This window comes from Xanthomonas sp. BRIP62418 (assembly GCF_003993495.1).
In the GTDB taxonomy this organism is placed as follows: domain Bacteria; phylum Pseudomonadota; class Gammaproteobacteria; order Xanthomonadales; family Xanthomonadaceae; genus Xanthomonas; species Xanthomonas euroxanthea.
Window position 1 is genome coordinate 47,086 of the sequence record NZ_QEZG01000022.1, and the last position, 24,607, is coordinate 71,692.

The 24,607-nt window shown below is 66.2% G+C and carries 18 protein-coding genes; 1 reads left to right on the top strand and 17 read right to left on the bottom strand.

Annotation, left to right across the window (positions count from 1 at the left end; translation table 11 throughout):
- Nucleotides 1-77: 77 nt before the first annotated feature.
- A complete protein-coding gene (locus EO174_RS01890; RefSeq protein ID WP_241239964.1) occupies nt 78-989 on the top strand; it encodes a GyrI-like domain-containing protein in 912 nt (303 codons plus the stop codon).
- Here the strand turns inward: EO174_RS01890 and EO174_RS01895 are convergent.
- The 17 genes from EO174_RS01895 to EO174_RS01975 form a co-directional block, all read right to left on the bottom strand.
- Entirely contained in the window at nt 893-2,182 is a 1,290-nt protein-coding gene (locus EO174_RS01895) for a type III PLP-dependent enzyme (RefSeq protein ID WP_126941861.1), read from the bottom strand. The two genes, EO174_RS01890 and EO174_RS01895, sit on opposite strands and share 97 nt — an antisense overlap.
- Nucleotides 2,179-3,948 carry an IucA/IucC family protein gene (locus EO174_RS01900; protein ID WP_126941863.1) on the bottom strand — a complete coding sequence of 590 codons (1,770 nt, stop codon included), beginning with the start codon at nt 3,946-3,948 and terminating at the stop codon, nt 2,179-2,181. Before EO174_RS01900 ends, EO174_RS01895 begins: the two co-directional genes overlap by 4 nt.
- Nucleotides 3,926-5,131 carry an MFS transporter gene (locus tag EO174_RS01905; protein WP_126941865.1) on the bottom strand — a complete coding sequence of 402 codons (1,206 nt, stop codon included), beginning with the start codon at nt 5,129-5,131 and terminating at the stop codon, nt 3,926-3,928. Before EO174_RS01905 ends, EO174_RS01900 begins: the two co-directional genes overlap by 23 nt.
- Nucleotides 5,128-6,930 carry an IucA/IucC family protein gene (locus EO174_RS01910; protein WP_126941867.1) on the bottom strand — a complete coding sequence of 601 codons (1,803 nt, stop codon included), beginning with the start codon at nt 6,928-6,930 and terminating at the stop codon, nt 5,128-5,130. Before EO174_RS01910 ends, EO174_RS01905 begins: the two co-directional genes overlap by 4 nt.
- The gene (locus tag EO174_RS01915) at nt 6,927-8,153 is read right to left on the bottom strand and encodes a siderophore biosynthesis protein PvsA (protein ID WP_126941869.1); all 1,227 of its coding nucleotides are present in this window, start codon (nt 8,151-8,153) and stop codon (nt 6,927-6,929) included. Before EO174_RS01915 ends, EO174_RS01910 begins: the two co-directional genes overlap by 4 nt.
- A gap of 233 nt (nt 8,154-8,386) precedes the next feature.
- Entirely contained in the window at nt 8,387-10,519 is a 2,133-nt protein-coding gene (locus EO174_RS01920) for a TonB-dependent siderophore receptor (RefSeq protein ID WP_126941871.1), read from the bottom strand.
- A complete protein-coding gene (locus tag EO174_RS01925; protein ID WP_126941873.1) occupies nt 10,520-11,281 on the bottom strand; it encodes an aldolase/citrate lyase family protein in 762 nt (253 codons plus the stop codon).
- A gap of 236 nt (nt 11,282-11,517) precedes the next feature.
- Nucleotides 11,518-12,312: a DNA adenine methylase gene (locus tag EO174_RS01930; protein ID WP_126941875.1), complete on the bottom strand. Its 795-nt coding sequence runs from the start codon at nt 12,310-12,312 to the stop codon at nt 11,518-11,520.
- Nucleotides 12,313-12,455: 143 nt separating this feature from the next.
- Complete coding sequence (locus EO174_RS01935; RefSeq protein ID WP_126941877.1) at nt 12,456-13,241, bottom strand: hypothetical protein; 786 nt, start codon at nt 13,239-13,241, stop codon at nt 12,456-12,458.
- Between the two features lie 2 nt (nt 13,242-13,243).
- Nucleotides 13,244-15,220, bottom strand: a complete 1,977-nt coding sequence (locus tag EO174_RS01940; protein WP_126941879.1) for a hypothetical protein — start codon at nt 15,218-15,220, stop codon at nt 13,244-13,246.
- Nucleotides 15,217-15,873: a hypothetical protein gene (locus EO174_RS01945; protein WP_126941881.1), complete on the bottom strand. Its 657-nt coding sequence runs from the start codon at nt 15,871-15,873 to the stop codon at nt 15,217-15,219. The genes EO174_RS01940 and EO174_RS01945 overlap by 4 nt, the downstream gene beginning before the upstream one ends.
- A 2-nt stretch (nt 15,874-15,875) precedes the next feature.
- Complete coding sequence (locus EO174_RS01950; RefSeq protein WP_126941883.1) at nt 15,876-16,553, bottom strand: hypothetical protein; 678 nt, start codon at nt 16,551-16,553, stop codon at nt 15,876-15,878.
- Complete coding sequence (locus EO174_RS01955; RefSeq protein WP_126941885.1) at nt 16,553-16,864, bottom strand: hypothetical protein; 312 nt, start codon at nt 16,862-16,864, stop codon at nt 16,553-16,555. Before EO174_RS01955 ends, EO174_RS01950 begins: the two co-directional genes overlap by 1 nt.
- Nucleotides 16,861-18,834 carry a hypothetical protein gene (locus EO174_RS01960; RefSeq protein ID WP_126941887.1) on the bottom strand — a complete coding sequence of 658 codons (1,974 nt, stop codon included), beginning with the start codon at nt 18,832-18,834 and terminating at the stop codon, nt 16,861-16,863. Before EO174_RS01960 ends, EO174_RS01955 begins: the two co-directional genes overlap by 4 nt.
- Nucleotides 18,831-23,882 carry a tape measure protein gene (locus EO174_RS01965; protein WP_126941889.1) on the bottom strand — a complete coding sequence of 1,684 codons (5,052 nt, stop codon included), beginning with the start codon at nt 23,880-23,882 and terminating at the stop codon, nt 18,831-18,833. The genes EO174_RS01960 and EO174_RS01965 overlap by 4 nt, the downstream gene beginning before the upstream one ends.
- Nucleotides 23,883-23,891: 9 nt before the next feature.
- A complete protein-coding gene (locus EO174_RS01970) occupies nt 23,892-24,158 on the bottom strand; it encodes a DUF1799 domain-containing protein (protein WP_126941891.1) in 267 nt (88 codons plus the stop codon).
- 77 nt (nt 24,159-24,235) lie between these two features.
- A complete protein-coding gene (locus EO174_RS01975; RefSeq protein WP_126941893.1) occupies nt 24,236-24,595 on the bottom strand; it encodes a hypothetical protein in 360 nt (119 codons plus the stop codon).
- Nucleotides 24,596-24,607 lie beyond the last annotated feature (12 nt).

Below are 24,607 nucleotides of genomic sequence, written 5' to 3' on the forward strand. Positions count from 1 at the left end.
CACCGACACTGCGCAAGATCGGGACCGCAGGCGGTGCCGATCTGCGCGATGCTGGGGCCGCCCATCAGGAACCGCCCATGCCAGCAGCCACCTCGGTCGTCTTCAACCGCCAGCGCAGCGTCGAGCGCGTCGTCGCCCATCTGCAGGCCAGCATCCGCGCCGGCGAACCGCTGCCGGACCTGGCCGCACTGGCGGCAGTGGCGCAGCAATCGCCGCATCATTTTCATCGGGTCTATCGCGCACTGGCCGGCGAAACCCTGGGGCAGACCATCGCGCGGCTGCGCCTGAGTCATGCGCTGCATCTGCTGGGCGAGCAGGCGACATCGGTCACCGAGGTGGCGCTGGCGGTGGGCTATCACACCCCGCAGGCGCTGGCACGCGCGTTTCGCACCGTGCTGCAGGCCAGCCCGAGCAGCTTGCGCAACGCGCCCGCCGTGCGCGCGCAGAAACTGCAGCAGCTGGCCAGGCCCTCGGTGCCGCCGCAGGTGTCCGGCGCGCCCCTGCAGGTGCTGGTGCAGGTGCTCGATCCGCTGGAAGTGGTGGTGCTACGCCAGCGTGGCGCCTTCGACGACCTGGACCGTGGCTTCGGCCGCATCGCGGCCTGGGCCGAGCGGGTCGGTGCGATCGCGCACCTGCAGTCCTTGATCGGCCTGCCGCTCAGCGACCACCGCGACATGCCGGCGCACCGGCACCTGTTCGAATGCGGCATGGTCTTCGACGCTGCCCTGGCACCGCCCGCGCCGCTGCAACTGCGCCGGCTCGACGGCGGCACGCATGCGGTGTTGCGACACATCGGTGCGTATGCCGGTATCGAAGACGCACTGGACCTTCTGCTCGCGCAATGGTTACCACACAGCGGCTACGTCTTGCGCGCCGCGCCGCTGCATTACCTCTACCTTGACGACCCGGAAGCAGTGGCAGAGGCAGCGTTGCGTGCAGACATCCGCGTGCCGGTCCAGCCTTCGACCGACGCCGTTGCCGCCGCCTGAGCCGCCGCCGGCAGGAACACCATCTGCGGCGGCGGATGCATCAGGAACTGCTGGTGCGAAATATTCCAGGCATATGCGCCGGCCAGCGGGAAGGCCAGGCAGTCGCCCGGTGCCAGCGCGGCGACGTGCTGGTTGCGCGCCAGCACGTCCTTGGGCGTGCACAGCTGCCCGACCAGGGTGACCGGGGTGTCGCGCAGCACCGGGGCATGCGCGCCACGCAGCACACGGAACGGGTGATCGTGCCCCTGCGCGGCCGGGGTGCGGAAGTGATGGGTGCCGCCGCGGGCGATCGCAAACCACGCGCCGTGGCTGCGCTTGAGGTCCAGCACGTCCATCAGGTACCAGCCGCAGCTGGCGCTGACATAGCGGCCGGGCTCCAGCCGCAGGCGCAGCGCCTGGCCATGTTCACGCAGCAAGGCAGGCAGGCCGGCGCAAAAGCCGGCCCAGTCGAACGACGATTCCGGCGCCAGATAATCCACCCCGAAGCCGCCGCCTGCATTCACCCGCAACGGGCCGAGCCCATAGCGTTGCCGCCACTGCTGCACGGTGCGCAGGTAGGCGGCGATCAGATGCAGCTGCGCGCCGGCGTCGCGCTGGTGCGACATCAGGTGGAAATGGAAGCCCTCCAGCCGCAGCGAGGGGCTGGCCCGCAGGCGCTGGATCGCCGCATCCAGATCGTCCGGGTCCAGGCCAAACGGCGAGGGCTGCCCGCCCATCATCAGGCGCGTGCTCTGCGCACCGGCCACGGCGATGTTCATGCGCAGGAACACCGGCACGCAGCGGCCGGCCTGCGCCGCGATCGCGGCCAGGCGTTCCAGTTCGCCCAGGCTTTCCACATGCACGGTGCAGTCGGGCAGTGCGGCGGCCTGGGCCAGTTCGGCATCGAGCTTGCCCGGGCCGCCGAACAACAACGCGGCCTGGGGCTGTTGCCGATGCAGCCAGGCCAGTTCGCCGCCGGAGGCCGCCTCGAAGCCATCCACGTGCGGGGCGAGCGTTTGCAGGATCGGTGGCTCTGCATTGGCCTTTGCCGCGTAGAATAGTTCGCACGCTTCGGGCAGTTGCGCGCGCATCCATGCCGCGTGTGCATCCAGAGCGGCCAGGTCGTAGACGTAGGCGCACAGCGGGCCATCGCTTTGGTTGCGGATGCCCGGCAATGCCTGCATCACTGCGTCACCATCGATGCGCAGGCTCATGCCGCCACCCGCCGTGTCGCCGCGCTGCATGGAATCGGGTTGGGCAGCGCGGTGTAGTCGGATTGGCGGTCGGCGCGTTGCCACAGCCGCGTGCCCAGGTTGTTCTTGCCGGGCAGCGACGCGCCCTCGAGCAGGCCCTGCAGCGCGGCCTGCGCGCCATGGCGCTGCTGCCAGCGCGCGGCGAGCTCGCCCACGCACTGCCACAGGCGCGCGTCCAGCACGGCATCGCCTTCGCTCAGGTGGAAGATCGCCTCGGCCAGATTGTTGACCAGCGCGCAGTACGCCACGCGATTCCAGCCCTGTTCCGGCGTGTAGTACAGCGATTGGCGCGCGCGTTCGCCCACGCCCTGCAAGCGCGTGGCGGGCCAGTGGTGCGCGAGCAGCTTGGTGCCTTCCAGGTCGCGGATCCACACCCGCGTCGGCCAGCCATCGGCAAACCCGATCACGGTGTTCTGCAGATGCGGTTCCAGCGCAATGCCGTGCTGGAACAGCGCGCTCCATGCGCCATCCAGCAGCAGGCCTGCATAGGCGCGGAACCACAGCAGCGTGGCGGTGTGGCGATCCAGCTGCGCGCCACCCAACGCCTGCAGTCTGGACGCACACACGCTGTTGCCCTGCGCATCGCAGGTGAACAAGGCCGCGGCCACCTGCGGCTGCCACCGCACCCGCTGCGCGGCAGTCAGGGTCTGCCGATACAGGATGCCGAAGCTCTCCGACAGGCCACGCGCCGCCAACGGGTCGGCATCGTGCAGGGCGGGATCGACCTGGGCGATCTCCAGCGAGGTCGCCGCAGGCTCCAGCATCACGTCGAAGCCCGGCACCTGCGCTGCCAACGCACGCCAGCTCGGCGCCAGCAGCTCGGTCAGCGCGACCGCACTTTCCAGCTCGTACCAGGCGTTCTTGCGCACGCAGTTGGTCAAGCGCACATGCACTGAGCACTTGAGGAAATAGTCCAGCTCCGGGTGATACAGCGTGCGCACCGACGAGGTGGGCCGCAGGGCGTCGCCCAGCGCACCGACCGGCGTGATCAGGCCGCGCCCCTGCAGGGTGCGCAGCAACGGATCGTCGAGCAGGCGCTGCGCTTCCCACGGGTGGCAGGGATACAGGTCGTCGTCGCCGGAGAGCCGGCGCAGGCTCGCGCGCACATCGCGGCCCTGCATGCGCAGCAGCCGTGGGTCGATGCGGAACCAGAACAGCTGGAACGCGGCGCGCGCTTCCGGCGCGCAGGCCAGCACCTGCGCCAGGTCGACGCCTTCGCGGCTCTTGGGCGTGGGATGCAGGGCATGCCCCCACAGCATCGATTGTTCGGCGTCGATCATCGCCTCGCCGGTCGGCGCGGTGCGGTGCGCCTGTCTCAATAACGCAGCGGTGACCGCCACGCTGTTGGCGCTTTGCGCGAGCAGTTCCGGATTGACCGTCTGCGCGCTGCCCAGCGCCCGCAGCAGGCAGCGCGCCAGGGCATGCGCGTCCAGGCTCTGCCACGGTTGGCCCGCGCCCTTGAGGAACGGCGTGGAGGCAAAGCGGCAGCGGCCCAGGCGATCGGCGTAGGCAATGCGCACGCACAGCACACCGGCATCGCCCAGATCGATCCGCAGCCAGCGCTGCTCGGCCACGCGCGGGCCGGGGCGATCCAGGCCGCGGTAATCGAAGTCCACGGCGCGTTGCGGAATCGCGAACTCGCGCAGGTAGCAGTTCAACCAGCAACTGCAGGCCTGCGCGTCGGCCATGCTGTCGTACCAGGGGTCATGCATCGTGTGCGGCGACATCGGTCGATCTCCTCGAAGGGAAGCGCACCAGGACGGTGAGCGCAGCAGCCGCCGCAGCCAGCGCGGCAGCCAGGAAGGGGGTGGCGGGGCCGGCCGCCTGGGTCAGCGCGCCGGCAGCGGCACCGGCAAACACGCCGGCCCATTTGCCGCAGGCGTCGAAGCGGCCGAACAGGCGCCCGGCGCCATGCCCGCTGGCAACCTGCGCCAGGCGGCGGTTGAGCCCGCGCAGGCCGAACAACATGCCCAGGCCGAACAACAGCCGCGCCGCTGCCAATGCGACGGCGTCGTGCAACAGCGCCTGCCACAGGCAGGCCACCGCAAACAGCACCAGGCCGGGCACCAGCCAGGCGTCGCCATCGCCGCGCCGCCACCACGGCAGCACCACCAGGTAGACCAGATGCGGCAGGCTGTAGAGCAGGCCGGCCAGCGCATCGTGGCCGGCACCGCGCGCCAGCGCATACGGGATGAAGTAGGGGAAGGTCACCACCATCGCGAAGCAGAACAGGAACTGCGCGACCAGCAACGCAGGCCACAGGGCGCTGGCCGTCGTGGCGGTCCGTGCTGACGCCGACAGCGACGCGGCAGCGTCTGCGGAGGGTGTTGACCGCGCAGGGGACGCTGCCGGCCGCACCGCAGGCCGGTCGGCCGGCAGGCGCCAGGTCAGCGCGAACGCCAGCAGCGGCAGCAGCGCAAGCGCGCGATACAGCGACTGCGCCGGGCCAAGCGCCACTGCCAGGCCCAGCAACGCCGGCGCGCTGACCATCGCCAGGCGTGCCGAGTACTGCGTCCAGTCGAGCGCGCGCGCCAGCGGGCCGGCCTGCGGCTGGCTGGCCAGGTACGCATTGGCCGCCGCCAGCGAGCCGCCGCAGGTGCCTTGCACGATCAGGCCGATCACCAGCCAGCTCAGCGACGGCGCAAAGCCGGCGATCGCAAAGCCCAGCGCCAGGCCCAGCTGCGCACGCAGCAACGAACGTTTGCGTCCATAGCGGTCGGCCAGGCGTCCCCAGGTGCCGGCCGTCAACGCGGTGCACAGCGTCGGCAATACGTACAGCACGCCGCTCCAGCCAACCGCCGCCGAAGGCGCCAGTTCGGCCAGCACCTGCGGCAGAAACAACGGCATGCCCAGTGCGGTGAAGGCGGCCAGGTAATGCGCTGCCAGCACCGGGCCCAGGATGCGCTTCATCGCGGGGCACCCGCCTGTTGGCGCGGCATCTGCTGTGCGCCGGCGAAGGCGGCGCCGAAGGGATTGGGCGCGCTATCGCCGTAGAACTTGTTGATGTCGCTCGCACCGGTGAGCTGTTTGCTGAGCAGGCTGCCGGCACTGAGCAGGTACTTCACCGGCAGCCGCGGTGCGGCCAGCAGGCGGCGTGCGGGGCCGGTGTCCATGCCGTCGCGGTCCAGCTGCGCCAGCGTCGCTGCAAACTGCGTCTGCAACTGCGCGTACAGCGGCGCGCGCAGCGCGGGCTGCCACTCGGCCAGGCCTTCCAGCACCGCCTGCAGGTCCAGCTGCAGCACAATGGTGCAGAACATCCGCGCCAGGGCATGCGGCTCGTCGACCGCGATGCGCGCATCGTGCAGGGGGCCCAACGCGTCCAGATCCGGCAGCTGTGCGCGCAGTTGCGGCAGTGCGATGCGCGCGGCGTCGTTGTCCTTCATCAGCAGCCGCGTCGCCTGGCCATCGGCATACACCAGCACGCTGTTCTGCTGATTGGCTTCCAGCGCGATGCCGTAGCGCAGCCACAGGCGCAGATGCACCGCCAGCATCAGCTCGGTGTACTCGCGCCACCAGCCGAGCACATCGCCGTGCGCAAAGCGCTCGGCCAGATGGATCGCCATCGGCCGGCCGTCCGGCAACAGCGCGCACAGCGCGGCCACCGGCACCAGCGTGGCGTCGTCCAGCGGTGGGTAGCGCCGCAGCAGATAGGCCAGGTGACGCGCCTGTCCCACGTGCCCGCCGAGCGATTCGTCCACGAACACGCAGCGGCCGCGCAACGCCGGATCCCGCACATCGATGCGGCGCAGTGCGCGCTCCAGCCAGTGACCGTCGTACAGCGTGGAGGGTTTGATCAGGCGCAGGTTGAGCGCGCCCAGCGTGCGCATCGGGATCGGCAGCTTGAGATGCAACTGCGGATGCTGCAGTGGCACCAGCGTGCGCACCGACAGGCTGGGGCGCACCTGCAGCCAGGCCTGCGGCGCGCGCAGGCTGCCCGCCGGCAACGCAAACCCATCCTGCTCCAGCCGCGCCCACACCAGCGGATGCACCGGCCAGGCAACGTGCGTGTCGGCCAGTTCGGGTGCCAGGCCCAGCGTGGCGAAGTCCGGCCACAGCTCGTCCGGCGCGGCGCCGGTGCAGCTGACCTGCGCCCGCGGAATCGCCAGCCAGCGCAGCGCGAAGCTGGGCGCGAACTCGGGCGCGTAATCGCGCAGTTCCGAGGCCTCCAGCCCGGCCTTGGCGCGTGCGGTCGGATAGAACGGATGGTCGCGGTAGCTGGCCAGTTGATCGCAGCGATACGCACGCTCGGCTGCATCCGGATGCTGCAATGCGTTGAGCAACGCAGGTGCCTGGGCATCGAAGGCCTGCCGCGCCAGGCCCAGGTGGGCGGCGGCGCACTCGGCTTCTTCGGCATAGGCGCGATGCAGCTGTTGCGTCTCCACGTCCAGTTGCGCGCTGATGCGCTGCAGCCAGGCCTGCGCACCGCGTTCGACATGCGTGCCATCGGCGCTCTGCACGATCCAGCTGTCGCCGCAGGCACCGATGTCCTGCAGATAGCCCTGCCGATGGATCGGCAACCACAGCGTGCCAGCGGGCAGGTGTGCGATGCGCCACCAGCCCTCCACCGGGCTGGGGTCGGTCCATGCCGCCAGCACGCTTGCCTCGGGTGTGGCGGCGCTGCCGCGCGAGGCGATCCCGCGCAGGTCCTCGCGCAGGCAGGCATCGATGATGCGGGTGGCGATGTAGCGCTGGTCGGCGGCGCTGCTCATGCGCGCAGCTCCGCGCCATCGATCCGCCATTGCAGTCCCGCTTCGGCATGCACCACCGCCTGTTGCAGCGCCTGTGCATCGCTGGCTACTGCGCTCAGCACACCCAGGTAATCCTTGTTGGAATGGCTCAGGCGGATGCGCTCGCCGGGCGCACGCATGCGCCGGTAGTGCACGTCGCTGTGCGCATCGTGGTGGCGGCGGTCTTCGCTGGCGGCCACCAGCTCGCCGTCCTGCTCGGCCACGTAGTAACGCAGCAAGGCATGGGCGCGATCGCAGCGCAGCTGCGGCAGCGGCAGGCCCAGGTGCGGTGCCAGCGCGGCGGTGAACCACTGCCTGCCGAACATGTCGTCGAGCAGGAATTCGCGGCGGTCGCCGATGCTGCGGTAGTTGATCTCCACCAGCACCGGGCCGTCATTGGTGAGGATGAATTCGCTATGGCACAACCCGAAGCCGACACCGAAGCTGCGCAGCTGTTGCAGCGCCTGCGCAATCACCGGCGTGTCCACGCGGGCATCCCACTGCGCCTCGCATTCCACGAAATGCGGCGGCGGCGACAGCCGCACCTGGAAGCCGCCCAGCGCCTGCAGGGTGCGGCCGTCGCCCAGCGTTTCCAGCGTGAACAGCGCCCCTTCCAGCATGCCTTCCAGCAGCACGGTGCGCTGCGGATGGCGCTGCCACACATCGTCCAGATAGGCCTGCAACTGTGCGGCGTCTGCGCAGTGGCGCACATCCACACTGGCCACGCCCTCGCGCGGCTTGGCCACCACCGGCCACGGAATGCCGGCCGGCAACGCCGCACCCGGCGCCAGCGTGCAGAACCACGGTGATGGCAGTCCATGCGCGCGCAGGCGCTGACGCATCGCCGCCTTGTTCTTGGCCGCGTAACAGACCTGCCAGTCCTTGCCGGGCAGGCCAAGACCCGCTGCGACCAGCGCCGTGCTGGTCTGCAGATGATCGCTGTTGCTGAACACTGCGCGCGGTGACACATCGGCGTCGTGCAACGCATCCAGCACGCCGAGCGGGTTGAACACATCGCATTCGATCACCCGCTGCGGCGCATGCGCGGGGTGCTCGCGGAAATGGCTCAGGTGATCGAGTCGGTGATCGGTCAGCAGCCATACCGGCAGGCCGAGCGCATGCGCGGCCGGCAGGAAGCCCTCGGTGATGGCCGGATGGCAGACATGGGTGAGGATCACCAACGGTGCAGCGGATGTCGCAGTCATGGCAGCTCTCGTTCAACAGGACGGTGGAAAAACCGGTACTGAAACGGGCTGCCTGGCGCCGCGATGGCGGTGGGTGGCCTGCGATACGGTGATCGCATGCCGCATGCTGCGGCAGGGATGCGTGCCTCATGCACGCAGTCATGTCTGCGGCGCGCGCCAGCGCGAGCGCCGTTGCCGTCAGGCGACCGACGCCCCTGTACGTCGGTCGCGACGGCATGTGCCGGGTGGAAGGCCTAAAACGTGTATTCCAGCCCGGCGGTGACGGTGCGCGACGGTGCGGCCTGGCGGCCCCACGGGCTGGTATCCACACCGCGGAACCAGTACTGCCGATCGAACAGGTTGTTGATCGCCAGCGACGCGCTGAATTTTTGTCCATCGCGTTCGAACAGGGTATGGCTCACCTGCGTGTTCCAGACCCAGTACGACGGCAGCTCGCCGACCGAGGCGATGGCGTTCTCCTGCACGGTGTTGGCGGCATCGCTGTAGGCCTTGCTGAAGTAGTAGCTCGACAGTGCGACAGTGGTGTGACCGAGCGTGTAGTTGCCGCCCAGGGTGATCTGGTTGCGCGAGGTGTAGGGCACGCGCAGCCCGCGGAACGCGCCCGACTCCTGGCTGGCATCCAGATACGCATAACCGGCGTTGAGGGTGAGCGCACGCAGGTTTTGCGGGCTCCATTGCAGTTCCAGCTCGCCGCCCTGATGGCGGGTCTTGCCGAGGTTGCGGAACACGCGCGTGGTGTTGTCCAGCTGGATCTGCTGGTCGAAGTCGATCAGATACGCACCGAGCTGGATGCGGGTGCGGTCGTTGGGCTGGTAGCGCGTGCCGGCTTCGTAATTCCACGCCAGTTCGGCATCCAGGTTGTTGCCGAAGATGATCTGGGTGACCTGCGGCGCGCGCAGCGAACGTTGCCCGTCCGCATAGAAGAACCATTGTTCGTTGGCCTGGAAACCCAGCGTCAACCCCGGCAATACATCGCGGGTCTGGTTGCGCGTGCGCAGGCCGGTGGCGCGATTGAAGTAGCGCGAATCCAGCCGCTCATAGCGCAGGCCCGGGGTGATGGTCAGGCGTTCGTCGGGCAGGGTGATCGCGTTGCTGACGTAGGCGGCCAGGGCGCGGTCTTCGAACTGCCAGTCGCGCACGCTGGTGAACAGGCCATCGCGCAGGCGCAGATTGCCGACCAAAAAATCGATGTCCTCGTGCACCGCACGCACGCCGGCAGTCCACTGCTGGCGCACGCCACCGGCATCGCCCATGGTCCAGCTCAGGCGCGGCTCGCTGCCGGCCACGCGGAAGTCGCGCGGTGCGGTCTGGCGTAGTTGCGGCGGCAGGTCCGAACGCCAGGTTTCGGTGGCGGCCTGGCGCATGCCGACGATGAAGTTGCGGCTGCTGCGCGCGCTGAAGTTGGTCCAGGACAACCGCACATCCTGCAGCGGCCCCCAGTCTCCAAGCAGTTGCTCATAGCTCAGCGACGCACGCGTGGTACGCCCGTTGAAGCTGTCCAATGGGCGCGTGGACTGGCGCGGATCGCGCCGGTAATCGTCCGGGCTGAGTGCGCCGGCCAGGTCCATGTCCACCAGATAGCGCTGCACGCTGGCCTTGAGCAACTTGGTGTCGTCCAGCCACCACTCCGCACGCACGCGCAGATTGCTGATGTCGGTATCGCTGTGTGCGCGCCAGTACTCGCCGTAGGTGCGATTGGCATCGACCTGCAGGCCGAAATTGTCGCTGAGGTAGCCGCCGCTGCTGAGCGCGCTGTCCTGCAGGAACTGGCCCTGGCCGCCGGCGGTGACCTTGTGCGCCAGCGTGGTGCTCCACTGGCTGGGGATCTCCTTGCTGACCAGGTTGATCACGCCGCCCACGTTGTTCGGCCCGTACTGCACGGCCGCGCCACCGCGCACGATATCGATACGGTCGATCTGATTCAGCCCCACCGGGAACAACGACAGGCTGGTCTGCCCGTACGGCGCCAGTGCCAGCGGAATGCCGTCTTCCAGCACCTGCACACGCCCGCTGCGGCTCTCGTACAGACCGCGCAGCATCAGCTGCGGCAACGCGCCGGTGCCGGTCTCGTCGAAGATCTTGATGCCCGGCACGCGCTGCAGTGCATCGTCCAGCGAGCGGTTGCCGCCATTGCGCAGTTGTTCGCGGTCGATCACCTGCCGGCTGCCGGCATAGCGCTGCACGTCGTCGGGCCTGGAGCGCCCGAGCAGGCTGCCTTGCACCTGGATCGTGTCCAGTGCGCGGATCGGCGGTTGCGCATCGGTGGCCGCCGCATCCGGCGACTCGACGGCAACTGCCAGCTGCGGCAGGGGCAACGTGGCCGCAGCGATGGCGATGGTCAGTGCGTGGAAACGGAACGTCGACATCTACGGCGTGCTCCTGCGGGCGGGTGGTGGAGTAGGGGCGGCGAAAGTGGCCAGATGAGCGCGCAGGGCGCGTTGAACCAGCGCGCGGTCTTCGCCGGCAAGCAGCCAGCGCAGGTCCGGTTGTTGCAGCCAGTGCGCGCGCTGCGCATCGGTGCGCGGATTGGGGCAGAACGGCACGTCGGCCGCAACGCAGTGCGCATGCAGTTGCAGCAGCAGCGCCCACACCCGTGGATGGGTCGGCTGCGGACCCAGGCCCAGATCCAGCGCAAGATCCAGTGCGCCTTCCATCACCAGCGCCACACCGGGCACGGCCAGCATCTCCGGTAGCGCCGCAATGCCGGCGGCACTTTCGATCATCGGCACGATGCGGATGCCGTCATTGGCCTGCGCGATGTAGGTGGGCAGGTCGACAGTGCCGAAGCCGGTGACGCGCCCGCCGGTGATGCCGCGCCGGCCCAGCGGCGGAAACCGCGCCGCGGCGATGGCATCAGCCAGTTGCGTGGCCGATTCGGCGCGCGGAATCACGATCCCGCGTGCGCCGGCATCCAGCACCCGGCCGATCAGTTTTTCGTCCACTTCCGGCACCCGCACCCAGGCTTCGCAGCCGGACAGCTCGCAGGCGCGGATGGCGTGTTCCAGGTCGTCCGGCGCGCGCAGCACGTGCTCCAGATCAAGCACCACAAAGCCGTAGCCGATGCGGCCCAGCAGCTCGCATAACTGCACGCTCGGCACTGCGTTGAGAACGCCAACCGCAAACGTCATGGATGAGGCCGCCAATGGAACGGGCGCTCATCCTGCTCCGGATGGGAATGATTATCAAGTGGATTTGAGGGGCAGTTTTCGGTGCCCTGGTCGCAGTTTGATCAATGCAGGTGTAAGGGGACACTTACTTTGCGCTACGCGGACAGATGGTCTGCGGTGGCAATTGAGGGGGCTTCAAGAGGCGTGTAAAGCCGTCTCGAAGCCCCCTCACTTCGGCCTCCCTGGCCGGACTCTGGTTACAGCAGGGTGGCCTGGCTGTCGTCCCAACTCTTGATGATCAACTCTCCGGACTGCTTGCCCCGGCTGGCGCTGGTACCAATGGTGTAGCCGAGCTGCAGAGGCACCAGGTCGAACCCAGCAAAGACCCGCCTAATTTCCGGATGGTCGTTGATGGACACGACCGCCTTGCCCTGCAGGGACCGCATCAGGTCAGCTATCCGCTCGTACTGCTCGAAGCCGAACTCCACCCCGTATCCTTCGGTCTGCCAATAGGGTGGGTCCAGGTAGAACAGGGTTCCCGGCCGGTCGTACCGCCGGATGCACTCCTGCCAGGGCAGGTGCTCAATCACCACGTTGGCCAGCCGCAGATGGACCGAGCTGAGCTCTTCCTCGATACGCAGCAGGTTGAGCCGTGGCCCTGGCCCGGCAGCGACCACCCCGAAGGTCTGGCTTTGCACCTTGCCGCCAAAGGCCAGCCGCTGCAGGTAGTAGAACCTGGCCGCCCGCTGGATATCGGTCAGGGTCTCCGGGCGCTCCATCGCCGCCCACTCAAACATCTGGCGGCTGACCAGCGACCAGCGGAACATGCGGACGAACTCATCCAGGTGATGCCGGATGCAGCGGTAGAGGCACACCAGGTCGCTGTTGATGTCATTGAGGACTTCAAGCGGGGCCGGCCTTGCACGCATGAGCAGCGCCGCTGCCCCGCCAGCGAAGGCTTCCACGTAGGTCTCATGCGTCGGGAAGTGGGGATAGAGGTGCTTGATCAGCCGGCGCTTGCCGCCTGGCCATGGAATGATCGGTTGTGTCATCAAATCTCAGCCTTTGCGAAATGGATCGCCGAGACTTGCCTCGCTCTCGCGGGAGCGACAAGGCCTCGGCTTGATTCGCGTGACACAACACGCGGTGATGGCGCCAGGCTGGTGCTTGCCGGCACCAGCCTGGCGCCTTGTCTCTAGATCGGTGGGATCTCTTCAAAGATCCAGCCATTGCTGGCGTAGTAGTCGCCGCCGCGATGTGCGATCGAGCCAGGGGTGAAGCGGCCGAACAGCGCGGTCCGATGCAGCTCGTCGCGGTTGATTGCGCCAGGCCCGCCCCAGCGCGGGATCACAGCTGAGCGGGCATTGCCACCCAGGGCATACGTCAGGCGGTCCCAGTCCATTCCTTGTGCCAGTGCCGCACCGCGCACGGCTGCGCGCTGTTCCGGTACCAGCGCGACCTGCAGGCGTCTGTATGACCGCCTGGGCACAACATTCAGACCACCGCCGAGGGTGCGCTCAGCGCTGCTCGGATCGACCCGGCTTGCTTCCCACTCGACCTGGATCGGAACATCTACCGCCTGCAGGATGACAAGCTCACCCACGTCGAGGTTCGAGGCAGCTACTTCCAGCTGCAGGCCAACCAGCTGATCAATTTCCGCCGGCAGGACGAACCAGGCAGCCCGACTTTCGTCGACCAATGCCCTGATCACCTCGGCACCCAACGGATAGGCATATCCCGTTTCCGCCTGGCGCCGTCCGGTCAAGGTCAAGGCGGTACCGGCAGGGCACGTGACACCGAGCAGCGCGACGATCCCGACCTGGACGGGTGACGTCCAATCCGCACGCAAGCGCACGCTACTCCCGTCGCCGCTAATGCGCGCCACGCTGGCCGGCCTGCCGTCGACCAGCGCGGCGAGGTTGACGGCACTGGCGCCTTGGACGCTTGGCGTCAGAATCGGCTGACCATATCCGATCAACATGCTCAGGCTCCCCAGAACTTCAAAGCGTGCTCACCGGTAACGCGATTGCTGGTCACTCCAGTGACCAGTACTTTGCGCCCGGCTTGCAGGCCATAGCGGTGGTAGGTAATGCGGCCGACTTGGCCAGGCCGCAGCTGTAGATCGGTACGGCCGGTCAGACGACCAGCATAGAAATAGCGCGGTACTGCATACAGCCGGATCACGCGATCAATCTCGGCCTGGGCGTCCTCGCGGCGGTCGAACCGCGACACCATTGGTGCGGCGGTCTCTGCGTGCGCGTAGCGGCTGGCTAGCGTGCCGGCGGCATACACCTGGCCCCGATACTCGGCTGTCAGCTGCTGGCGCGTGGCCGGTGGCAGCTGAGCCAGATCGGTGATCAGATCGCCTGCCGCCAGCACCAGGGCGTTCGGCTGATAGCCCATGCGCCTGGACAGGTTAGGGGCCAGATCGGGCATCACCACCAGGTCGGCCTGCAGCTCACGCCAATCCAGCTCGAAAGCCAGATCAGCATCGGTGGCATCGTCGGGATCGACCAGGCGAGACAGCCGCAACACGCCATCGCCGTCTTGCCACCAGTCCGCCGCATAGCTTGGAAGGATGCTGCTTAGGGCTTGGCGAGGCGTGGCCGCTTGCGCAGCGTAATAGCCGACGCCTGCGTAGCCGGTGGCAAGGTCCAATGCGTCGGCATCAGCACCGGACCAGGCGCTCTTGCCAATTCGCCCAAATACGGCCGCCAGCGCCTGGCGCAGCTTTGCTGGCTCCAGATCCGCATGCGTCGAGACATCCGCAACCAGCGGACCCAGTGGCGGTGAAGTCATCGCCAACTGCTGACCACCCGATGCAAGCGCGTAACCCGCTCTCGCGAGAATGGCGGCACCTCGATCTAAGACCGTCCCGACGCTCGCCAGCGGCGCATCGGATAACCACTGCGCGCTGCCATCGCTGTTGACCTTGATGCCTGGCACGCTGCGTACCGCACCGATGACGACGGGTTGCGGCTGCCATGCCAGCGTGTCGCCCTGCGGCGGAAGGAAAACCGCGCAATTCAATGGGCCATCAAGGTCTTCGTGCGCATCGCGCAGCACCAGCGCTTTGCTTCCATCGCTTTCGATATCGATGCGGTCCAACACATAGCGGCTGACAGGAGACGCGGAACCTAACGGCTGACCTTGCACGACCTGACGGACCGCAACAGGCACATCACGCGCAGAGCTGAGCGCCAGCATATCCAGTGCACCTTCGGCATCCTGCACGCGCAGCTGGGCAGTGCCGCCGCGCGATGATCCATCCCAAGGCCAGAAGCTCACCGATGCGATCGTGGCCAAACCTTCCGGCGAGATGATGCCTTGATACGCCTGGTTAGCCGGCGTATCCCCTGGAGCGCTCATGTAATCCTCGCTCGACACGAAGGTGGCAGGAGCGGTCTCAGTGGCCTGCATCCAGTTCACGCCGTCCAGTGCAGGGCTGAGCCCCTGCCACTGACCTGCGTTGACGATGCACCGCAAGCCCTGTGCCTTCGTCGACGCGATGGAAGCTGCAAAATGCATTGGCCCCGACAGCGCGGCATCGACCTGGGCAACCAGCTGGCCACCACGATAGAACGTGATGTGCGATGGCACGCCGATCACGATGCGAACGCCCACAGGCTCTTCCTTGGAAGGCGGTAGCAGCCCGGAGACCGCCACTGCACCGTTCACAAAGATCTGACCGGTATGCAGGCGCCAAGCCACGCCGTTAGATGCTCCGGCTTCAGCCGCCAACGACGCGGATGCCGAGACGACGCCGAAGGTGGCATCCAGCACATCATCGCCCCAGAACATCAGCTCAATGCCATGCGTGCCAACCGCTTGCGCGATATCGCTACGCGCCATGCCGGTGCGCGTCGTTGCCGCATTAGAAGTCAGAGTAAGGCCCGCATCTTCCACTAACAGATGTTCATCGATCGGGCTTGCAGCCCATCGAGCATAGCTATTGGTCACTGGGGTTCATTCCCTGCTGCAGTGCCCTGTGTGCTGGCAATAAGAGCTATGTCGGTAGCAGCTTTGATCATGGCTTCCAGCTTCCAGCCAGGCCAGTCGAGATGGCCGCCGCTTGCAAGATCGGGAATGACGTACACCTGTGCCGTCAGCTCGGCGATGGACTCTGCCAGCACTCCCAGCGCAACGCCTCGGTCCTCGACCTGGAAAGTAACGGTGCCGGTGTCGTTGGTGGGGTTCCAGACGATGATGATCTGCCGCGCAATCGGGTCAGCATCTGCGTCGGGCGCGGCGACGTTGGAATCATAGGCGGCGCGCGTGGCCGCCTTGATGCCCAGCAGCAGATGCACGCCGGGTTCGGTCACCATGTCGCCGGGCACCTTGATCGACTTGCCTGTCGCCGGGTCCGGCTTGGTCGTCGCTGGTGCGGTGATGTCGTAGCTGCGGCCAATTAGGTCGCTGATCTGCACGGTCAGCACGCGCAGGAAGAAACGCTCCAGCGTCTGGGTCCAGCCGTCGGGGTGTGGCTTGGTGGTCATCTGCTCCAGGTGGAACTCGACCGGCCCATCGTTGGTGGTCGGGTCCCATCGGATCTCGATGCGCGGCGACACAATCCGCGTCTGCGTGCCGAAGGCGGGGTTTTCGTTGATGATCATTATCAGTATCCGGTGACGTCGAGGATGGGAGAGCGCACCCAGGCCTGGCCGTAGTTGCCAGAGGGTGGCTGAGGATTTCGGTCGGTACCGGTGCGCAGATCCTGGGCGGTTTCGATAGCAGAGATGGATGCGACGTTGCCGTTGATGTTGACCACACCCTTGCGCCACAGCACCTGCACCTGCCACTGCGGGCCGCCACCAATCAGGCCGCCGATGGCCAGCATGATGTTGCCGGTGGAGCCGGCCAGCGCGGCGTAGGTCCGGCCTGCTGGCAAGGTGATCGACCCGCCCTGATTGGCATTTCCCTGCAGCAACGCCCGCACCTTCATGTACTTCAGCGTGGCGTCGAAGTTCACCTCACCGGTGTCGGGATTGGTAATCACCAGGTAGTCTCGACGCCCGAAGTTCGGCTCGTCGAAGACGTAGGCGGTAAAGCTGCCGCTGGTGGTGAAACCGGTGAAAGTAAAGCTGTTCCCGCTCCGGGTGCGCGTGGCAAGCGTGGCATTGTTCTCACCCAAAAACGCAAGCACTGGATTGGTGCCGGTGACAGTCAGGCTCCAGGTTCTGAGCGTCCCGCTGCCGGTTGGCGTGATGGTCTGCTTCGACGCCAGCGCCAGGTTCTTCCAGGTTTCAGAGATGACAACGCGATTGGGGCCGGCCTCAAAGATTGCATAGGCCATCAAAATCTCCCATAGAACAAGGTGCCGCCGGCGCGTGCGGTCAACGTTGCCGAAGGCGATACCCAAGTGATGGTGTTGCCGTCGTCACTGAAGTACGGCAGCAGGCTGTTGCCTGCCACTGTGTCAGCCACAAACCAGTAGTACAGCTGATTGGCGCTCCCTGTGACCGGCACCGGCACGGACCCATTGCTGCCGCTGGCGATGGCGATCGCACCCATGTGCTGCGTCAGCAGGTCCGAGTCGGGCTGATCGGTTACCTGCAGCAGCACGACGCCGGTGTCGGCGTCGTTGATGATCAGAACGTTGGTCATGTCACTCCATACCCGAGAGCAACCACACGGCGGCCGTTGGGCGCGTAGGCGTAGAACTTCCCGCCGACGAACTCATTGCGGCCGCCACCTGGCGTGGCGCCGATGATTTCCACCACGTCCGCAGAGAATGTGATCTTGCCAATCACTCCATCGTTGACCGAACGCATGCCCACCACCTTTCTGTTCACGTCCAGCGCCAACGTGTACGACGCCGAGTAGCTGGCGAATCCGTTCTCGTTGATCGTCACCCGCGCTTCGAGCGACTGTGTCGCCGATGCCTGGTCAACCACCGACGAGTCATCCGTCCACAACGTCGCGACCAGCCCCGGCTCCACCTTGAGCTGCCTGAAGTACGTTGGACCCGGAGTTCCTTCAACGATCAGGCGAACCAAAAGCCGAGTCGTGCCCGAAGGTGCGTTCACGCTTATTTGGAATCTCTTCCAGACAAGCCAGCTGCCAGAGTCGGCAGCAACTGACACGGCTCCGATCAAGCCCGACGCGTTATAGGCGCCAATCTCCAGTCTCGATACGCCATTGCCATTGGTTTTTAGGATGTCTCCCGACAATGTGTAGATGCCGGCAGGTGTGTCGTTTACGAACTGCTCCGCCGCAGCCCCGCCAGACGTGGCAGGCATCACCAGATAGGGACCGTTCAACGCGTTATTGAACAGGACCGCTCCCGCAGGTAGGACCCAGCTGGAAGACCCTCGGGCAAAGGTGGGATTCTTCAGCATGTTGGCGTTGATGTTTGTCTTCGCCACCACAGCCGTGACTGCGGTGCTGGTGGCGTTGGCCTGATTGCCCACCTGCTGCACCTGCGAGCTCAGCGCGTTGAGCGCCGAGGTGTCGGCTTTGCCAGCCACTGCTGCGTTCGTCGCTTCAAGGCGTTGGCCCAGCGCCTGGTCGCCACTGACGCGCGCCTGATCCACAGCATTCACACCTGCGGAAGTTGCGAGAAGGCCGACACCGGAAGGCATGCGCGTCTCCACCAAGCCGACCCGCTGCGCCATCGCCTCGTTGCGCCGGACCGCAGCTTCATCCACGGCCAGCACCTTTGCCGCTGTCTCCAGGGCACCGCTACCGTCCGGCATGCGGCCCTCTACAGTTCCGACGCGCCGGCCTATCGCAGAGTCTGCATTCGTCAGTGCCGCAAATCCCTCCGAAACCCATGCGGATGGAGCCAGCTGCCCGTCGCCCGCGGGTAGGCGTGCAATCACCCCTGATAGCCGGGTGACCTCTGCCGCCAGGTTGTTCGCCGTCTGGGTCGCCATGTCGACCGCGGCGGCCATCGCCTCGCCCGCGCTAGCGTAATTGCCGACGTTCTGCCAAGTAGCGTCGTTGCCGGCCGGCACCACGCCGGAGTTTGGCACCCGCGCCCGGTACAACCGCCCGTCGTGGCGCACGAAGTCGCCCTTCGGATACAGCGAAGTCGCGTTCCATTCGTCAGCGTTGACCAGGTCGCCCAGGGTGGCGTTGAGCGCGTCCGCATGTGCAATCGCGTCTTCGCGCGCCCTATTCGCTGCAGCCAGCGCTTCTTCGGCAACCTGCTTGTCCCGTGCTGCGGCCGCGAGAAATTCCTGCCGGATCTTCTCCGTTGTCATATCCGGCTGTGCGCGCACAACGCTACCGTCTCCGCTGCGGCCGTTGATGCTTGCGCGAATGCGGAAGTGCCAAACCGAATTTGTGCCATCCGAATACAGATAGCGCGTCGCAGTGGTGCGGTCGATTTCCAGCCACGGACCCTCTGCCGTCGCGCTGCGGTCGATGATGTAGACAACATCGACGCCGGCAACCGGCTCCCACTGCAGTAACACGCCATCGTTTACCGGAGTGGGGATGACTCCGGCGGGAGGGTTGATCGGGGGTGCTTGATAGACCACCGGCACCCAGCTGCCTCTGGGGCGGCTCACTGGCGTGACTGCTGGCAGTGGGCCAGCGCCGATCTCAATCAGCAGGACAGGACGGCTCATAGGGCTTGCAGCTCTGCGATGGTGCCGCGACGGACTAGCAGGTTGATGCCGTCGCGAATTTCGGCGAACACCTGTGCGTTGTCGCTGCTTGGCGCGGCGGCGGAAGACGTGCTTGGCTTAGCTGGGCTGCCGCTGTTCGAGCCAGACGAGAAATAAGACGGCACCTCGCGATCAGCCAGGACCGTGACCATCGCCTGCGCAATGCGCTCGGGCAGGTCTTCTAGGATGTCGGCCAGGTCGGTGATATCGGTCTGCTGCGCCGTGAGGTAATCGGACAGCTCGGACAGCGATAGCCCCAAATCGCCGGCCAACATCTCGGGACTCATGCCGGTGACGTTGCGCAGGATCTGGAAGGGATCGCTGCTGTTGACGCCAGCCAGGTCGCTCACGCCCTGGGCAATGCGCTGGGCACGCTCCATGCGTGCCGCAGCTTCCTGCTGGGCCTGCAGCGCGGCCCGCTGTGTGTACAGCTGCTGCAGCGAGCCATCGCTGCCATCGGCACCAAAGCGCTTGGCCAGCTCCAACACCTGCGCGTAGTCGGTTTGATAGCCGGCGCTGCTGGCATTGAGGTTGCGGCTGATTTCGAGGAACTGCTGGGCGTACTGGGTAAAGCTATCGACGTTGCCGGCGGCTGCAGCACTGCGCATCAGGTCGTCGGCGGTCGCACGCTTCTGCGTGTCGGTGTTCGGCGACAAGGTGGCGCTGAGCGAAAGCGACTTGATGAAGTCCTCGATCTTGCTGCCGGCGCCATCTGCCGAGCCACCCAGCTGCTCGATCTGGTCGTTGATGCGATTGAGCGCCAGGTCGACCAGCTCGGCCTGCAGCGACTGCACCAGGGTGTCGGTCTTGAGCTGCGCTGCCTGGCGCACCGCTGCCAGGTCTTCTTCCCGCGCCGACAGTCCGTGCAGGGCCTTGGCCTGGTCCTGCAGGGCCTTGATGCGCTGTTGCTCCTCTTGTGCGATCGCCAGGCGCTGCTTGGCGAACTCGCTGAAGCCCTGGGTGGCCACCTCCTGGTAGGCCGTCGCTGCCGTGGCTGCGTAGGCCTGCGCACCAGACATGATCCGCTGATAGGTCTGGCTCAGCGTCTCGTCACCGCGTCCGAGCAATTCGACCAGGTCGGTGAGTCGCGCCAGGCCACCGCTCGTCAGCAGCCCGGAGCCGTTGCTGAAGTCAGTGGCGGCCGCCAGAAGGAACTGGGCGCCTTCTTCCAGTGTCGCTGCCGAGCCGCGCCAGCGCTGCGCGATGCCGCTGGCCAGCTCGTCGACCTGGGCGATCTGGCCGATGATGTTTTCAGCGCTCAGACGCTGACTGAATTCCTCAGCCGTCTCGTTGTAGATCGCACCAAGGATCGTGCTGAACTCGCGCTTGAGTTGCCCCTTCGCGTTGGTTACGCGCGTAAAGCTGCCCTCGATGATGTCCACGCTGGCCAGGCCCAGTGCATCGGCAGCCTGCTCGGCAGTTTCGTGGATAGCGTCATACAGGTCTGCTGCCGCCTGCTTTGCTTCGTCGCCTGGATCGACGGAGCGCCTGCGCTGTTTACGGCCGCCAAATAGGGCCTTCTGTCGCTCTTCGAGCAGCTCGGCGCCGGCATAACCGCCCGACTCGTTCACGCCCAGCGTCGAGGTGATTTCCTTGGCCTTGAACTTGGTGCCGAACAGCTTGCCGCCACTGACCACGTCAATCAGCGCCAATGCCGCCACGACCCAGCCGACAACGGGAATGGCAGCGGCTGCACCCGCTGCGCCCGCTGCGGCACCGCCTGCAGCAGCCGACCCGGTGGCATACAGGCCGGCGCCAGCGGTCGCCGCCGTCGCTGCACCTGCGCCGCCCAGCGCGCCCACAGCCAGCGAGCCGCCGACATAGCCGAGCGTGCCGTAGCTGACACCGGCAGCCGCCGACGACAGGCCGCCGTTTCCGGCATTCTTGTAGCCGTACAGCGCGCCGCCCACAGCGCTCATCCACGGCATTGCAGCAGCACTCACACCGCCGCCGCCGCCGTATAGCGCCTGCAAGGTGCCCATGTTGAAGCCGCCGCCACCAGCAGCTGCACCGCCAAGATTGTTGCCGAAGCCCATCAGCGAGCCAGCGCCGGCAGTGATGGCATTGCCCCAGTTGCTGTTGGCCGCCATTGCGTTGGTGCCGGTCAGCCCTTGGCCGCCGCCTACCATGCCGGCCAACTGCGTCATCCAGCCGCCACTACTGCTGCCGCTGTTGGAGAAGGCACCGCCGATCGCGTTGGTGATCAGCTGCTGGAACGGCCGCACAAAGTCCTGCTCGAACATGGTGCGCACCAGGTCGCGCCAGCCGCGCTGGAACACATCCTTCAGCTGGTCGAAGAAGTCCTTGGAACTATCCACACCACCACTGAACGCATCAGCGAGCAGGTCGGAGAAGTCGGCAACGCCACGTGTGGCCACGTCTGCCCATTCCTCCAGGTTCTCGGTCTGCCGCTCGACCTGCAGCGACAGATCCGCATACCCGCGCGCCTGCTGTACGAGGCTCTCGGTCATCTCCGCGTTGATGCCGGCGCCGGCCTTGTTGGCGTCGTTGATGGCCTGGCGCATGTCGTGCTCGTTGCGCAGCTGGCGCGTGGCGCGCTCGCGGGCCAGCCCGGTCTTGCCGAGCAATGCGATCTCGCCAGACATGCTGTCCAGCAGCGCCTGTGGTGCTTGCTGCTCCCTGGCCATCTCAGCTGCAGCGGCCGACAGCGAGGCGACCGAAGTGTTGACCAGGGCGTTGTAGGCCTCCTGGGTGATATTGTGCTTGGTCAGTTCCCGGTCCAGCTCCAGCACGCGCTGGCGGTGCTGCTCTTCGGCGGCCGCTAACGGCCCGTTGAGCGCTGCAGCCAGCTCGGCAGCCTGTGCGGTGTACTTTGTTTGCGAGTCCGCCTGCTGCTTCCGCGTACGCACCAGCTCCTCGGCAGCCTGCTTGGCCTTCTGCTCGGCTGCGGTCGCTGCGGTTGCCGCCTTCTTGCGCGCCTCTTGCTCATCGAGCATCGCGGCCACGCGCTCGGCGCGCTCTCGCGCATCCTGGGCGTTCTGGCTGTTGGGCTTGGCGCCGGCATCGGCCAGTTCCATACCAACCTCGACCCGCACGCGCGCACCCTTGCCCTGGATATCCTCGATCCGCTGCAGCTCCAGCTGCCGGATCTGCTTGTCTAGCCCAGCGACGATATCCGCGCCTGCAGCCGACACCGCAGCACCGGCAGCTTGCGCCGCTGGAACGAGGTCCCGGAAGCTGGCAGCGGTAAGGTTGTTGGCGGCAGTGACGCCGGCTTGTGCCCTGGCCCAGTCAATCAGCAGAGGCTTGGATTGATCGAGCGTGAGTGATTGATTCGACTGGCGCTTGATGAGCTCTTCGAGGCTCTGCCGCTGCTTGTCGGTCGCGTTGGTGATGCCGGCATATTCGAGAACCACATCAGCTGCGACGTCGATAGCGCGCTCGTAACCCTGCGACAGCTCGCTTTGACGCAGCTTCGTTGACTCAAGATTCCTTTGAGCCTCCTGCAACTGCTCATTGAAACCGGGAGGGAGAACACCTTTGTCACGCATCCATACGTCACGGACTTGAATCAATTCTTGGTAGCGCTGCTCTGTTAGTTTCAGCTCTTCATTGGCCGCATTGAGAGTCCCGACCGAACTTGAAAGGTTGGCAAACGACGTGTTGGCCGTCTCCTTGTTGAATCCCTTCAACGTCTCGATAGACGCCTGGAAACCAGCCGTCACCGCTTTGGAGAGCTCGTCTGCCTTCTGGCGGCTGTTGGCCGCCCACATCACGAAGAGCGTGAGCGCTGTGATCGCCAATCCCACCGGGCCACCAAAGGCGGCCATTGCCGTGTTGAGCCCACGCATGGCCGCCGCCTTGGCGGTAAGGGCCACCGAAGCGGCTTGCGCAGCCGTCGCGGTGCGCAGCTGGGCAGCGGCGAGCGCCTGCTCGGCAGCGACGGTGCTGCCGGCCGCAGTGACGCCGGCACGTGCGAGGGAGAGTTGGCCAACTGCTTGTGCCTCGGCTGCGCGGGCGGCGACAAGCTCGGCCTGGGCCAGCTGACGGCTGGCTGCCGCAGCTACGAGCTTGGCTGCAGAGGCCTGGGCCAAGTTGCCCAGCAACCGGCCACCGAAGGCCACCGCCACCACACCGACGATCTCATCCAGCCCGTCCAGGTTGTTGGCGAGGAAGGCGATGCTATCGGCCAGTGCACTGCCGGCGCCCAACTCGCGCGAGCCTTCGCCGACAAACCGGGTGACGCTGTTGCGCAGCTGCACCATCGCTCGTTCGACCGTCAGCGGAATCGTGTTGAATTCCTTTTCGATCGCGCCGGCCTGGCTCTCCAGCGCCTTGACCAGTTGGTCCACGCTGATCCCGCCGTCGTTGACCATCTTGCGCAGCTGGCCCATGCCCACGCCTAACCCATCGGCAAGTGCCTTGGCCAGACGCGGGCTGTTCTCGATCACCGAGTTGAATTCCTCGGCGCGCAGCACACCGCCCGCAAGCGCCTGTGTGAACTGGGTGATGGTGTTTGAGGCTGCATCGGCGCTGGCGCCGGAGATAGCGAACGTGCGATTGATGGATTGCGTCAGTGCCAGCTGGCGCTGCTGCGTCAAGCCGTACTCGGCGGTGGCCTGGGCCAGGCGGCCGTACAACGTGGCAGTGCTCTCCAGCAGGGTGGAAGTGCGCTGCGAGATCGCGAACACCTCGGCCTGGCCGGTGACGAAGGCTTGCTGCCCGGAGGTCGCCAGCTTGAGGCGGCCGGAAATGTTGGTGTACTGATCGGACATCGAGACCAACGCACGCGCGCCCTGCAGGCCCACATAGCCGGCAATAGCCGCTTTGGACGCATTGACGGCAGAGGTCATCGCGCCGACCTTGCGGCCGGCCTGGTCGGCCGCCGTGCCGATGCCGGCGACGCCTTGGCTGCCACGCTCGGCTTGCTGCCCGGTGGTCACTGCAGCTTTACCCAGTCCTTCGACCTCGGCCTTGGACACGCGCACCGCCGGCACCAGCTTGCTGTTGTCGGCGGTGAGGCGAAGGGTGACGGTGGGATTGCTCACGCGGGGTGCCTATGTGGTTGCTTCGTTTCTGGCCTGGCGAGTGGTCTGCACCAGCACTTGGATGCAGGCGACCAGGTCGTCATAGGCGCTGGGTGGGATGCGGTGCAGCCGCGCAGCAGCCTCCAGCTCCATTGCAGTGATGCCGTCGTAGATCGGCGCGTGCATGCCGGTGACCCAATGCGCCCGGCATTGCCGGAACACCATCACCGCCTGCCAGTTCTCTTCCAGCACCTCGATCAGCTCGAGCGCTGTCTCGGAGTTGCCGCCGTCGCGCAAAAAATCCGCCGCACTGACAGTCAGATCAGGCTCTTCATCGTCCTGATCCTGGCCGCCAGTGCGGGGACCCTTCCCAATCAGCGCCCGCGCGACGGCTTCGAGTTTTTTACGCGGGCGTCGCCGTACTGCTCGAAATAGGCCTGCAGGATGGCGTTCTGCAAAAACGTGGACCAGCCGCCGATGCGCACTTCGTCCAGGGCCGCATCGCCCTTGATGGCGGTGCCGTTCTCATCGGCCAGTCCTTCCACGTCGACCAGTACCAGGTCCAGATATTCGCCGTCGTTGGTTTCCTTGTCCGACAGCTCGCGCACGCGATCTTTGGAAAGGATCTTCACCTTGCAGGTGATGGTGCCTTCGTTGAAGGAGTTGGGGTTGTCTGTAGGCAGCCGCAGTTTGACCGGCATTGCCACGGTCTCGCTCTTGGTCAGTCGGAGCATTGTTTCGAATCC